General features: G+C 66.9%; 10 protein-coding genes and 1 pseudogene. 6 read left to right on the top strand and 5 right to left on the bottom strand.

What is annotated here, in order from left to right; genetic code table 11:
* The first annotated feature begins 5 nt into the window (after positions 1-5).
* From CRP56_RS44775 to CRP56_RS48890, 6 genes and pseudogenes are all read left to right on the top strand, one after another.
* Positions 6-572, top strand: coding sequence for an NUDIX hydrolase (locus CRP56_RS44775; protein ID WP_257042331.1), 567 nt, complete (start codon positions 6-8; stop codon positions 570-572).
* Between the two features lie 26 nt (positions 573-598).
* Entirely contained in the window at positions 599-1,378 is a 780-nt protein-coding gene (locus CRP56_RS44770) for a 3-deoxy-manno-octulosonate cytidylyltransferase (RefSeq protein ID WP_097275676.1), read from the top strand.
* Between the two features lie 175 nt (positions 1,379-1,553).
* Positions 1,554-2,033 carry a hypothetical protein gene (locus CRP56_RS44765; RefSeq protein WP_257042328.1) on the top strand — a complete coding sequence of 160 codons (480 nt, stop codon included), beginning with the start codon at positions 1,554-1,556 and terminating at the stop codon, positions 2,031-2,033.
* Positions 2,030-2,632: a 3'-5' exonuclease gene (locus CRP56_RS44760; RefSeq protein WP_097275674.1), complete on the top strand. Its 603-nt coding sequence runs from the start codon at positions 2,030-2,032 to the stop codon at positions 2,630-2,632. The genes CRP56_RS44765 and CRP56_RS44760 overlap by 4 nt, the downstream gene beginning before the upstream one ends.
* Entirely contained in the window at positions 2,629-3,228 is a 600-nt protein-coding gene (locus CRP56_RS44755) for an ATP-binding protein (RefSeq protein WP_257042325.1), read from the top strand. The genes CRP56_RS44760 and CRP56_RS44755 overlap by 4 nt, the downstream gene beginning before the upstream one ends.
* 191 nt (positions 3,229-3,419) lie before the next feature.
* Positions 3,420-3,616 (top strand): annotated as a pseudogene (locus CRP56_RS48890) (protein kinase family protein); the annotation flags it as partial.
* Between the two features lie 240 nt (positions 3,617-3,856).
* On the opposite strand, the gene CRP56_RS44740 reads toward CRP56_RS48890, so the two are convergent.
* From CRP56_RS44740 to CRP56_RS44720, 5 genes are all read right to left on the bottom strand, one after another.
* Positions 3,857-4,945, bottom strand: a complete 1,089-nt coding sequence (locus CRP56_RS44740) for a hypothetical protein (protein ID WP_143665023.1) — start codon at positions 4,943-4,945, stop codon at positions 3,857-3,859.
* Entirely contained in the window at positions 4,942-5,844 is a 903-nt protein-coding gene (locus CRP56_RS44735) for a hypothetical protein (RefSeq protein WP_097275669.1), read from the bottom strand. The genes CRP56_RS44740 and CRP56_RS44735 overlap by 4 nt, the downstream gene beginning before the upstream one ends.
* A 561-nt stretch (positions 5,845-6,405) precedes the next feature.
* Positions 6,406-6,780 carry a hypothetical protein gene (locus CRP56_RS44730; RefSeq protein ID WP_257042323.1) on the bottom strand — a complete coding sequence of 125 codons (375 nt, stop codon included), beginning with the start codon at positions 6,778-6,780 and terminating at the stop codon, positions 6,406-6,408.
* A gap of 2 nt (positions 6,781-6,782) precedes the next feature.
* Positions 6,783-8,225, bottom strand: coding sequence for a hypothetical protein (locus CRP56_RS44725; protein ID WP_257042322.1), 1,443 nt, complete (start codon positions 8,223-8,225; stop codon positions 6,783-6,785).
* A 1,517-nt stretch (positions 8,226-9,742) separates the two neighbouring features.
* Positions 9,743-12,835: a restriction endonuclease gene (locus CRP56_RS44720; protein WP_179851396.1), complete on the bottom strand. Its 3,093-nt coding sequence runs from the start codon at positions 12,833-12,835 to the stop codon at positions 9,743-9,745.
* Positions 12,836-13,028 lie beyond the last annotated feature (193 nt).

The raw sequence follows: 13,028 nt of genomic DNA, 5'->3' as shown, positions 1-13,028 counted from the left end.
CCCCCATGCCGCCATCCCCCCACCACATCCGCGCCACCGCCGAGGCGTACCTCAGCCGCCACCCTGGCGAGCACCAGCTCCTCGACCCGCTGTTCGCCGCCCTGGCCGACGCCCAAGACCCCACGCACCGCAAGACCTTCCCCGCTCACGTCACCTGCAGCGCCATCGTCCTCGACCACGCCGCCCGCGTACTCCACATCCATCACAACGCCACCGGCAAGTACCTCGCACCCGGCGGACACATCGAACAAGAAGACCAAGACCTCCTCCACGCCGCGCTCCGTGAACTTCGCGAGGAAACCGGCATCCCCCATGGCGCGGTCACTCCGCTGCCCGGGTTCGAGACGGTTCCGCTCGACATCAACGCGCATGACATCGACGCCAGCCCCGCCAAAGAGGAACCGGCGCACCAGCACGTCGACTTCCGCTTCGTCTTCCAGCTCGCAGGGCCACGTGCCATGACGCTCCAGACCGAGGAAGTCAGCGGCTACGCCTGGCGGCCGTTTCCGGAGACCGCCTCCCCGACTGTCCGCGCCAAGCTGACCCTCCTTCCACGTCCTCAGCGTTCCTGAGACTCCGACCGCCCGGGAGATAGCCCATGTCTGCCGCCACACCAGCATCATCACGCACCACGCGCCGCCACATCGCGGTCATCCCCTGCCGGTGGGGAGCTTCGCGCTTTCCCGGCAAGCCCTTGGCCCTGCTCGGAGACAAGCCTCTGCTGTGGCACGTGCACCAGCGCTGCCTGGAGGCCACACGCCTCGACGGTGTGCTGGTCGCGACGGACGACGAACGCATCGAGGCGGCTTGCCACGGTCTGGGGATCGAATGCCTGCGCACCCGGGAACACCTCACCGGCACCGACCGAATCGCGGAGTGCGCCGAACGCGTGCCCGCCGACGGCTACATCAACGTGCAAGGCGACGAGCCGTTCATCACGCCGGCCGCGATCGACGCCGTCTCCGAAGCTCTGCACCACCTCCCGGCCAGCACCCTCGCGGTCAACGCCTACGCGGACCTGGGCGACATCGGCGCCGCCCTCGACCACAATGTGGTGAAAGTGGTGCTCACAACCGGTGGGAACGCCCTGATGTTCTCGCGCCAGCCGATCCCTTACCCGCGAGCAGCGCTTCCAACGTATCTGCGACAGCTCGGGCTCTACGGCTTCACGGGGGAGGCCCTGCAGCAGTTCCGAAGGCTCCCGCAGGGGCCGCTGGAGCAAACCGAGGGCGTGGAGATGCTCCGCTTCATCGAGCACGGGTACGGCGTTCGGATGCTGCCCGTCACCGACGAAGGAGTGGCAGTGGACACACCCGAGGATCTCGCCAGGGCGCTCCGCCTCCTGCCATCTCATGCCGAGCGATCTCTTTCCGGGTGAGACACAGGAGCTGGCGGCACCTGTGGCACACGAACCCTCTAGACGGCGCACCCCACGTACGCGCGTCGCTCCCGCGACCTGCGCGCGGCAGCGAGCGCCTGCACGCTCACGCCACCGTCTTCACTGGCCTGTTCTTCCGCCACGAGATCAAGGCGCGTACTACGAGAACCACGGCATGCCGGTGCCGTATGACGACACGGCCCGGCGGAAGATCATGCCGGAGCATGCAGAGCAGCGAATCCTGGACGCCTTCGACCTGCACACGGCCGTCGGCGACGCGGAGTGGGGCACGTTGTTCCGCAAGACGAGCTGCGGAGTCGCCTACGCCTGGGGCGAAGCCGACTACAACGGCCACTACGGCATCCGGGAACTGTGCGACATCTGCCCGCCCGAACAGGTCGCGCTGTGTAAGAACGCCTGGGTCAAGCCGCCCTTGGACGCCGTCGTGCAAGAAGCGCGCGCCCTCGGAGCGGTGGGCGAAATTGAGGTCAACGACCGTGCCATCGTCGTCGAGGGACTGGACGAGCCGCCCCGCTACTACCTGCAGCACGGGTTCGGCTACCAGTGCCACGACCGGAAAAAACCCCACCGCTACCGCCAGCACGGCCGGGCCCCCATCGGCTGGGAGGCGGAGGACGGACCCGACACGCCATGAACCTCGCCACCTGGCCCGCGCTGCTCGTCGTCGACGTCGAAGGCAACGGCACCAACCCGCCCGACCTCGTCGAAGTCGCCGCGCTGCCCGTCCGGGATGGCCGGCCCGACAAGAGCACCGCGGGCTGGTGGCTGACCCGCCCGAACCGCCCCGTCACCCCCTTCGCCGCAGGGGTGCACGGCTGGACCAACGACCACTTGGCCGACAAGCCAGAATGGGCCGAAGTCGCCGACCAGGTACGCGCCTTCCTCGGCAACACATGGATCTGCGCGCACAACGCGCACACCGACTACCGCGTGCTCAGCGCGCACCTGCCCGGCTGGGAGCCCGCCGGCGTCCTGGACACGCTCCGGCTGGCCAAGGACGCCTACCCCGACCTCGGCAAATACAGCCTCGACCGGCTCATCGAGCACGTGCAGCCCGACCTGAGCGAAGCCCCCGGCGCCCGTCACCGGGCCACCTTCGACGCCTTCGCCACGGCGCAGCTCCTCATCGCCATGGCATCCCACTACGACACCTGGGACCAGTTGGTCGCCGCGGCCGTGCCGCCCGGCCTGCCCGGCGCCCCCGAACCAGAAAAGGACCCCACCCTGTGGTGACTTCCACCGCCCAGCCCCGGCGGATCGCCGTGCTCGGCACCCACTCCACCGGCAAGACGACGCTCCTCAAGCGCATAGAGATGGAGCTGCGCGGCCATGGCCTCACCGTGTCGCGCACAGGACAGCTCGGTAAGCGTGCCGCCGCTGCCGGCCTGCCCAAGATGCAGCACCACACCGCCCTGTCCACCGAGTGGATCATCGCCCAGGGCATCCTCGACGAGACCAACGCCGTCGCGCAGGGCGCCGAAGTGGTACTTATCGACCGTGCCAGCCTCGACGCCATCGCCTACTTCGAGGCAGCGATGGCGTTCCGGGCCGAAACCCCGCACCGGCTCGAACGTGAACGCCTGCTGGCCCTGGCCGCCACGCAATTCCCCAAGTACGACCTGGTGTTCGCGACCTTGCTCGACCCGGACATGCCCGTCGACACCAGCCACGACTACGACCCCGCCTTCCGGCGCCTGGTCGACGACCGCGTGCACCGTCTCCTGGCCAACGACGTCATCCACCACCAGGTGGTAACCAGCGACCCCGACAGTCAGGCCCACGCCGTGGACGTAGCCGTCCAACCGTGCCTGAAGGAGGAGCTCGTATGACCCCCGCTCCCCCCGCCGGCAGCATCACCATCGCCGGTAAGAGCGTCTCCCGGCTCGGCTTCGGCACCATGCACCTAACCGGCCCCGGCACATGGGGTGACCCGCCCCGACCGCGACGCCGCCCTCAGCCTGCTGCGTCAGGCCGTGGGACCCCCTCAACGGCCGGCAGCGCACCAACTCCGGTGGGGCGTACCGCCACCGGCTGGCGAGCCGTCGAGTGCTCGGCCGACGCTCCCCGCTCGGTGCAGAGAGAGGCCGTGGCGGACGGACGGCGTCGAACCGTGGAGGTGTCTGGTGAGGTGAGCTGGGCAAGTTGATTGACTCGATGCTCAGCCATGCGCTGGAAAACCGACCCACAATCTGGGAGGTGGGCCAAGCCCTGAGCTGATCCCGAAGCGTCGGTTCATCGGCGCCACTCGCACGGTTACGGCCGGGCACACGAGGACCGGACCAGCCCTCAGGCTGGACATATTCCGTCTCTCGGCCCCGGTTCCGCCACCCACGGCCTGATGGGCCCAGGCGGGGCGACCGGCCCTGATCCAGGGTAGGCACTGTGGCCTGGGATTCTTCCGGCTTCGGCGCATCCACCCAAACGGAACGGCGTTCGCCGGTACTTGTGACGTTCGCGTCATCCGCGCCTCGCCTGGAGGGTGGCCGCGTTGCTGGCGGTCCCCCTCTGCCAGGGAACTGAGGGCGAGCAGTTGGATGTGGCTTCTGGAAAATGCACTGTGCGTGCCTTGCTCATACTGGCCAGTGCGAGTGCCGCTGTCACGAGGACAACGGCAGCGAGAGCCCCTCCGGGGGCATTTGCCCATGCGGGGGCAGTGGAGTCGGGAGGGCCGCTGGAGACCAGTGCGGGGAGGCAGGCCAGCAGCGCGGCGCCGACGACCCACCGTCGCCGCACGCGATAGCCGGAGCCTGACGCGGTAGCAAGGACGGCAAGGATGAAGCTGGCGAGCAGGGGAGCGCCGGGCGAACGGACACCCCAAGCCGGCTGGAGACCTGACAACATGGCCAACCCCAGGGCTCCGCAGAATGCGAACACGGCACCGATCGCCAATGCCAGCGTCGCAGCGGTCCTGTGCTTGGGGACCACGATCCTGACGGGCGGCGTTGGCTGCGGTTCGCCTCTCAACTCGGCGTCGAGCATGGCAACGAGCTCCCGGTGACTCTTGCGACCTCGCCAAGTGAACAGGGCACTGAGCAACACCGTTGCCGTCGCCAGCAGTTGCCAGCTGTCGACAACCGCCTCCACGAGGGTCGCCCCACGTGCCACGCGGGGAATCAGGCAACCCGCTGCCACCCACAGCACGAGAACTCCATGGAGGCAGCGCCGTCGATCATGTTGCTTCCGTAAGGCTCGTTCGTATCGGGCCACCGTCTCCGCCCACCGGCGTGCGTCGAGGCTTCTGGGCGTTGAGGACTCGATGTCGGCCAACAACCTGGCTGCCAGGTGGCGTGTAAGCAGTCCATCGCCGTCGAAGTACTTCGTGTGATCGCCCAATGGGTGGCCGAGTACCGGTGTGGCCTCCTGCTCTACGCCCTCTGGGAGCGTGGGGAACAGCATCCTGCCCACCATGTCGTGCTGGCTGCTGTACTCCTCCCACTCAAGCTGCTGCGCGCCCTTGGACGGCGGTAGAACAAAGAGCGCATCCGCATCGGGGCGGATGCGGAACCTGATGATCAGTCCGCACACGAGCGTCAGTGCCGCGCTCACCACAATCGCGGTCCACCGTTCCCAAGGCATGTCACCGAGGAGGAGAGGCCGGAGTGAACTCGCTCCGTCGATTCAGCCATGCTGTTCAGCATGGCTGAGGCGAATTCGGGGGACTGCGTGGCCAACGGTGCTGCGAGGGCAGGCATTGTCGCCTCAAACTGCATCAGCGTGCCCGCCGCGATCTCGGAATTGCTCGGCTCGAAAAGTGGCGAAGTCCCCCATGCCAGACAGAGGGATGCAAGAGGCAGCATCCATGCCACCGCCCAGACAAGCGGGCGCCGGATCTGCTGAAGGAGCCGGATGGGCTTGAGCCCCGATCCGACTCCCACCAGCCGAATCACTTTCGACTGGTTGCGGCCTCCGTTGCGGGCCATGAGTTGGTGGGCGAGGAAGCCCCCCTGCGAGTGAGCGATGATCACGATCTTGTCGCAGTGCTCTTGCATCCACCGCAACCGCTCTTCCAGGAAGTCGAGCAGTTTTTCTCGCTCCTGGTCACGTGCGGCGGCCATGATCACGTGGTCTGCGACATTCATCCGTGTGCACAGCAGTCCGATCATGACTGCTGTACATCCGACGGTCCACCACGGGTGCTTCATGAATAGCGCCGTGCACGCGGCAAGGAGCACGAGCAAAGTCAGGAACCGCCAGCTCATTCGGGCCACGTGTCGAAATTCTGGACTAATGAGAAACGCACCAGGCCGCAGGCCGTCACGAAGGGAACTCATGAACGTGCGCTTGAACGAGGCCCCGGTGGGCTCCCAGAGGCTGCGGTCGCGGCGGTCCGGGCCGACCAGCAGAAGCACTGCGGGCAGGCTCAACAAGGCGTAGCCCACGGTCAGCAACCACCGTAAGTACCACGAAGGGCGGCGGAAACGGTCGGCCCACACGGCCTCTGCCACGAGGATGGTTCCCGCTGCCTGTTCGGGGCCGGTGATACGGACAGTGGCGTGGGCAGGGGTTCCTAACGGCCACTCGTTAGAGCTCTCTCTGCACTCTGGCGTCTCGGTCCAGGTAACCGATGGCGAACCATGAGCTTTGGCGATCGGGTCCACGATGGCCCGTCCCATGTGGTGCAGGACAGAACGTCCCGAGCCGATACGCCTGTGCTGGTTACCGACCCCGTGGAGGACGAGATACCCGAGGCAGGCTGCGCCGTTGCTCCGGCTGCGTGTCGTCAGCTCTGGGGTGGCCTTCGCCTTTCTCCCTTTGTGTCCTGGCTTACGCGCACGATCCCGACCGCGCCGCCGCTGTGACTGTTTCACTCCACGCTCCTTGCCGTTCGTCTCGAACCGGAGCGATCATGCAGCCTGTTGAGCACCTTCCGCATCCGTACAGATACTCAAGGTCAACATCTGGGTCAGGTCGGCAGGAAGATTCAACGGAATTCGGTGACGCTCGCACGGTGTCCAAGGGGGCTCGGGGGGTAGCCGGCTCCCCGAGCCCGGCACGTATGGGGATCTTCAGCCATACAGCGCGGATACGGCGGCGGTGAGCCCTTGCAGGATGGCGATGACGGAGGCCACCGAGCCGACAGCCAGGCCGAGGTCTTCCAGGTTCTCGTTGATGCGTCGCCGGTCAGGGGACGGGCTGTTCAGTTCTTCGCCGATCCGGGATGCGGTGCGGAGGGCAAGGTTCGGGTTGCTCAGCTCGGCGGCGTGCTCCTCAAGGGCGGCGTTCAGCTCGGCCAGCTTTGTCTGCGCGGTCAGGAGGAGTTTGGTGTCCTCGGTGTTGCCGCTGACGTAGACCTGCCGTTGGTCTCCGCCGACCCTTCCTGTGTTGATCTGGTTGCCGCTGCCGGTGATGTGCATCCCGCCGCCGCTCGCGTCGCGTCGCATGGTCATCCCTTCGCCTTCGCTCCGTCGGTCTGGTTGGTCTGCGTCTGGTCGCCTTGCACGGTTCCGGTGTTGACCTGGGCGTGGTCGCCGCTGATGAAGAACTGGGTGACCTGGTCTGCCTGGCGTCTGAACTCGCTGGTGGCCACACCGTGATCGTCGAGGAAGGCGCTGACGGTGCTGAACATCCGCGACTGAAGGATCGAGATGTGCCGCGCAGCGTCCTCGGCCTGGTGCATGTCCTCCGGTTCGATGTGAGCGCAGTACTCCCGCAGACTCACTGGTTTGCCGTCGTCCTTCGTGGGCTGGTCCAGCGCCGCCGCTACCTGCCGGCGCACGGCGTGACCCAGGGCGTGGGGCAGCAGGATGGCCAGGGCACGTATGAGGATGCCGTACGACCGGTGCGCCAGGGCGACCGTGTCGCCGAGGGCGTGTACGGGCTCGGTCACGCATTTGCGGACCAGTTCCCATCCCTGTGCGGACTCGACCCTGACCTCGGCCCTGAGGGGGGCCAGGACATGCGGCCGAGTAACGAAGTGCAGGGTTTTGCCTTCTAATGCGGCATGGGCGAAGACTGTGACGACGATGTCGCCTTTCCAGGCAACGACTTGGGCTGCGAGATATCGACGAGACGGGTGCCCGGAGGGAGCCTTCCTGCCCTCGTTGATCATTTCCTGCGCTTCCGGCCAAGGGGCACGGCGAGCCTCGTTCTGGACGCCTGCCGCTGGACCGAATTTCTCCGGACTGTTCTCGGGCCGCTCCGGTGCGCGCGGGAGTTCCTTCCACCGGCCCTGCGGGACAGCGAGCGCCTCGAAGACATCGCAGTTCGGCAGGGCGTGGGTCTCCACAAGGACACCGCTGAGGGCCTGCAGTTCGTCGCGCACCTTGTCGAGCAGCTCGTCGGCCTCGAACATGCGGATGCCTTCGGTGTCCGGTTCGTGCGACGCAGCGGTGGCTGCGTGCGGCTCGTGATCCGGCTCTGTGTCCTCCTCGTCGGCGGCGCGGCGGGCGGCGGTGAGTTGGATGCGGGTTGCGCCTTTGCGCCAGGCATCGAGACCGGCTCCCACGAAGCGATCGATCCGATCCTGCTTCCGGTACGGAGTGCTCTGCCACACCTCGGTAATCTCGCAGTCAGCGATCCTCGCGGCGGCACGCGGCGCGAAGCGCGGACGCCTTGCGATGCGCTCGCGCCATGGCCCCAGGGAGGCCAGGTAGGCCAGGGAGATCCAGCGATCCAGGATGTAGACGATGGTGACCAGCAGAGCCAGCCAGACGGCGGCGGAGACGGCGTCCTGCGCCGCGAACTTGAGGGCGGCCGAGTGAGGCCGTAGTTGAGTCCAGGCGACGAAGACGCCTGCGGCCAGCAGGATCATCGGCAGCAGGGAACTGACACCCCAGCGCAGCAGCGAGCGAAGTCCGCCGGTGGCGAAGAAGAACTGGTACGCCATTGCCGCTATCGCCAGCGCCCCCGTTCCCAACGGATGACGGGCCGTGATCAGCCCTGCGACGCATGAGGACGAGGCCGCGTACCCGGCGCTGACGGTGGGCCGCGACGCTGTGGGTGAGGACCGCAGCAAGACCGAAGCCGAACGAAGGAGTCGGCCGCTTCCGGGTGTTGAGTACGTTGTCCAGAGCCCACTTGGCCAGCGACTCCCCGGCGAGCGGGCTCAACTGCCGGACCTCCCGCTCGGGTCGCCCCAGCGTTCGGTCCTGCCAGCGCCCCATCAGGTCACGCGCCTGACCGATTCGGTTGACGCGCGCGTGCACGCTGCCGGCCAAGTGGCGTGTCACCTGGTTCATGGCGGGTACGGGGTCGCGTTCGGCATAGGTGGTGCGCCATGGCCAGTGGCCGTTGGAGGACCCGAACCCGCTCTGCACTGCCTCCAAGGGAACGCCTGGCACGGATTCCGGGGTGCCTGACCCGTTCCTGCCGTTGCCGGTCGACCCACCCGGCGGCGAAGCCCGCCAAAACAGCAGGGACATTCGCACCTCCCCCCGGAAGCCCCACTCTGAGCGGGCTCATCCTGCCCACGGCGCACAGGAATAACCAGGGTGCATATGAGCACGAAAACGCGGCCGAACAGTGCCATGGCTAGATCCATTCAGCAACGCGGTTCTCAATTCCCAGGTGAGCAGCCTGATGCGTGGCCTTGATGCCGAAGCGAGAACGCGGCGATGATGGCTTGATCCTGGTTGGGTGACGCCCGCCGCAGACCCGGCCCCGGTCGCTGAGGGTGCGGCGACTGAGCCGGTGGAGGGGCCCGTCCCGGCCGATCCGGCCAGTCTGAACGCCTTATATCGGGTAGGAAGGGATTGCCGCGCAGCTGCGCGATCCCGCGCTGCTGGCTCAGCCACCCGCCCGCCCCGACCGGCGGCAGGCTGCGGACTGGGCATTGCGCAGGGGGAGTCCGGTGCAAGATGGGTGTGGCGGATCCACTCCAGCGGCTGCTGGGCGTCTATCTCCTGGCTCACAGCGATTTCTGGTCAGGAGCGGGACTACGCGAATGCGACCAAGTCCTGCGTAACTGCGGTATGCCTGCTCAAGAACTGCTCGGTGCGATAAGCCGCCTGACGGACAACGGTGTACTGGAAGCGTGGCAGATCTGCCCGAGCTCAGGCGACCTGCACCGGACTCTCGTACCGGCACAACGATGACACCGTGCAAACGGCCTCGCTTTTCCCCGCCCGTCCGGTGAAGCGGGGGCCTCCCGGCTGGACGGACCTTCACAGCTCGCCGCGTGCCTGTTGCAGCCGCGCCAGAACCTTACGAGTGGCCCTGAGGCTCCAGGGGAGCCGCCGACAGTACAGCTCTGCGCTTGTTCAGTCCCCTGTGTGGGCGGGCGCAGGGGTTCGAGCGTGTCGGTCACGTGGTTCGAGAAGGCGCACTCATTGTCGTAGCAGGCGACCGCCTTCGCGTGGCGGTCAGCGATCCAGGTGAGAGCCGAGCCGGTGATCGAGGAGTCGCTCAGTTCTGGTGAAGGGGCACACGCGAGCGAACGGACCGGCGGGGATCTTCTCTCAGAAGATCCTGGAGGTGAATCTTGTCGGCGTGCATGGCCATGTACTGACGCACCATTGCGTTCCGGTCTTCGGCGAGAACCTGGCCAGTGACGGGGTCGGCATCCTGGGTTTCGCACCACAGGCCTGCCGCCAGAAGGCGGATCAGGTGATCAGAGTGGATAGCCAGCGGTGCCGGCTCCAGGTGCACGTCTTGCCGCTGCAGTTGGAAGAGGGCGCGCACGAGTGTCTCCCTGTCCCCGTCATGGGTTTGGAGGATTTCGAGTGCGCACGCAGACACATCGGCGGCCTGCTGGCCCGGGAACGCGAGGCAGGCAGCGGCAAGAAGACCGTCCGGTCGTAGCGTGGTCGGGCCGAGGTTGAAGCGAAAGCGGTCGAATGGTTCGTTGGGAAGATCGTCATCTGCGCTGCCGTCGTGGTCACCGCGGGCGAATTCCAGGGCCGTCGTGAAGTGGCGGGCACGCGTGTCGTGATCAAGGAGTGGTGCCAAGGCTGCTAGGGCATGCAGGGCGTCCCGGCGCTGGAATGCCGCGTCCTCGCGGTGCAGCGCGTGCGCGATGAGACTGTCGGACAAGGTTTCGCGTTCAGGTGCTCCCACGGCGGCGGCCAGCAGAGCCAGCGTGCTGAGGTCCTTGCGCGGGTGCTCCTCGGAGCCGCCGCCCGGAGGAGGAAGAGGAAGCTGGCTTCGGGCCGCCGTCGCGGCTTCCGCGATGTTGGTCTCGACGAGGACGAGTGCGAGAGCGGCGTTGGTGTTGCCTTCGCGGGCTGGGGGTGTGCACTGCTCGGCCACGATGTCCGGACAGAGAGCCAAGACCGCGACACCTCGGTTGAGGATCGATAGGGCGAGGTGGTCTGCGCAGAGTAGCGCCCGGCACATCGAGCGGATGGCAGTCTCACGCAGAGCGGGGTGGGTGTGCGCGATGACGATGAGGGCCTGCATGTGCTCCCGGTCGGTTCTGCGATGGGTTCCGGGCTCGCGGTCCAGGAGAGGGCCGGAGTGGGTAAGGAAGCGTTGCGCCTGTTCCGGGGTGGAGGCGCTGAGGAGGGCGGCCACCGCGGCGAAGGCCGCGTGGACGGCACTTGCGGTGCGGGGCAGGTCGGGACGGTCCAGGTCAAGTTCTGCCAGGGCTGCGTCGAGCCATTCCCTGGCCTGGTCGTCGGGCAGGAGGTCCGCTGTCACTGCCGCCGCGCGGAAGGCGCTCACGCGGTACCAGTTGGCCAAATCGATCAAGTTCTGGTGTGGCGGGAAGTCCAGGGGCTTTTCCCGCAGGAGCTTGGCAGTGGTCGCCAACTCGTCCACGTCACCGGCGGCGAGGTGGTGGAGCAGGGCCTGCTCGGGCTGCTCCGCCTTTTGGTGCAGGAGTCCGAGAAGGTGCTCGGCCTCCTGTTCACCGGACCAGTCTGCGGTCACCGTGGAGCGCGAGCGGTAGGCGCCGACGGCCTGGGCGGCATCGGCGAGCCCTCCCCTCTGCATACGGGACAGCGCCCTCTCCCTGATCCGCACGCCGGTGGGCAGGACGCTGCCGCCGTCCCCAGCGGCCCGCAGGGTGAGGATCCGGCGATAGCCCTCATTGATGCTGGAGGGCTGGGCCAGGCCGAAACGAATGCGGATGAGGTCCTGGGTTTGGAGCCAGTTGACTACATCGTCGATGGCTCCTTCCTCGGTGGCCAGGGCAATGGCATCGGTGTATCGGGAGAGGGCGGCGGGTGCCTTCTGGCGCTGAACAAGGTGCCGGCCGAGCCGGGCCAGGAGCAATGCGGCCAGCTTGGGGGGCCAGGTCGTGCGGAGGGTGTACTGCAAGTCCTCCCAGAGCTCCCCGACGCCGGCGTCTGCCAGACAGGCCCGCAGGCGGGCGTGTTCCTGGGAGCCGGGACGGGCCGCTTGAGCGACGGTTTCGAACTGTTCGGCGCGGTCGGTGATGAAGTCGAGTCGGCCTTCGGCGACCGCGTATTCAGCGAACATCATGAACGCTGAAGCACGTGAGGGGTCGCCCTCCTCGAGCGCGTCGACAGCTTGGGCGACCTCGTCCAGGCTGATGTCGTGATCGTGCTCGTACGAGGCGAGCGCGCCGAGCGCCCCTATGGCGCGAACGAGCGGGTCGGGAGCCTCTGTCTCTGTTGCCTCCAGCCGCCTGATGACGGTGAGCGCCAGTCCGGGTTCGCCGGTCTCCAGTTCCCCTGCCATGACCTGGAGGTCTACCGCCACAGCCGCGGCAGTGTCCTGGGCTTCGTGCAGGGCTGCTGCCTGGGCGCGGCGGATCTGCAGCGCGTGCGCGACGAATCCCGCAGCGTCCAGCGCGTCGGCCAGTCGCTGAAAGTCCTGTGCGGCCTGCGCGGGTTGTTCTTTGCGCAGTTCACGTGCTGCTTCCAGGTCCTCTTGCAGGCCGAGATGCTCTACCGGTCCGCGGACCATCGCGTCGGAGGCGATGGCAACTGTCTCGGTCGTGATGCTCGGTTGCTCAAGGACCCGGCAGAAGGCGCGCGCGGTTTCCGGGCCGAAGAAGCGGGTGACGATGCGTGAATGGGTTGCCAGTTTGTCGGAAAGCTGCTGCCTGCCCCAGAGGTCGATCTTGAGCTGCTGGTTCGCCTTCCGCAGGGCATGGAGCTTGTTGTCGATCTTCGTGTCGCTGACGTCGGCTGTCGTCATCACGATGAGGTGCTCGGACTCGAAGGGCCGATTTCCCGTGGTGAAATCCTTGACCGCCTTTTCCAGATTGGCGGCAGTGTAATTCTTGTAGTCCTTGGCCTGGTAGACGCGCGCCTTCTCGTCGTCGAAAAAGCCGACCACATCGATGCCTTGCTGCTTCTGGCCGCGTCGTCCGTAGACGCGTGCTTCGAAGGCGCCCTCGACCTCGCGTACGACCGCGGCCACGAGATGCTCGAACGACTCCCAACTCAGATACTCAGTCGGCAACGTGAGCGGCGCCGTCGTCGGCAGCGCCCTCGCAACCTCAGGCGGCGGCTCGGAAAGCCGGTGACTGTCGTCGAGCTGCTCCCAGTCCGACTCACCGACGTTCACGTCGTACCTGGCCTTGGCCATCGGGTACCTCCTGCCATGCGTCCCCGTCCCCAGCCGAGGCCGGACGGCCATTCTGCCGCCGCAGAGCCAACCACGTGCGAGCGTCGCGACGGCGTTTCGCACAGCATGTTGATTCCCAACAGCCAGACCGCCGCGGGGAGATGCTGCCGGCCCGCATGGGGCGCAGGATAATTGTGCGGCGCCTGCGATGCTC

Origin of the sequence: Streptomyces sp. TLI_55, from assembly GCF_900206255.1 — a bacterium.
Lineage (GTDB): Bacteria > Actinomycetota > Actinomycetes > Streptomycetales > Streptomycetaceae > Streptomyces > Streptomyces aquilus.
This window is presented reverse-complemented; position numbering and strand designations above follow the sequence as displayed.

What these genes read in the sequence shown, in the direction of transcription:
- CRP56_RS44770 (WP_097275676.1), top strand. Translation starts at nt 599, where the DNA reads ATGTCTGCCGCCACACCAGCATCATCACGCACCACGCGCCGCCACATC.
- CRP56_RS44725 (WP_257042322.1), bottom strand. Translation starts at nt 8,225, where the DNA reads ATGGCGTACCAGTTCTTCTTCGCCACCGGCGGACTTCGCTCGCTGCTG.
- CRP56_RS44720 (WP_179851396.1), bottom strand. Translation starts at nt 12,835, where the DNA reads ATGGCCAAGGCCAGGTACGACGTGAACGTCGGTGAGTCGGACTGGGAG.
- CRP56_RS44765 (WP_257042328.1), top strand. Translation starts at nt 1,554, where the DNA reads ATGCCGGTGCCGTATGACGACACGGCCCGGCGGAAGATCATGCCGGAG.
- CRP56_RS44730 (WP_257042323.1), bottom strand. Translation starts at nt 6,780, where the DNA reads ATGCGACGCGACGCGAGCGGCGGCGGGATGCACATCACCGGCAGCGGC.
- CRP56_RS44760 (WP_097275674.1), top strand. Translation starts at nt 2,030, where the DNA reads ATGAACCTCGCCACCTGGCCCGCGCTGCTCGTCGTCGACGTCGAAGGC.
- CRP56_RS44775 (WP_257042331.1), top strand. Translation starts at nt 6, where the DNA reads ATGCCGCCATCCCCCCACCACATCCGCGCCACCGCCGAGGCGTACCTC.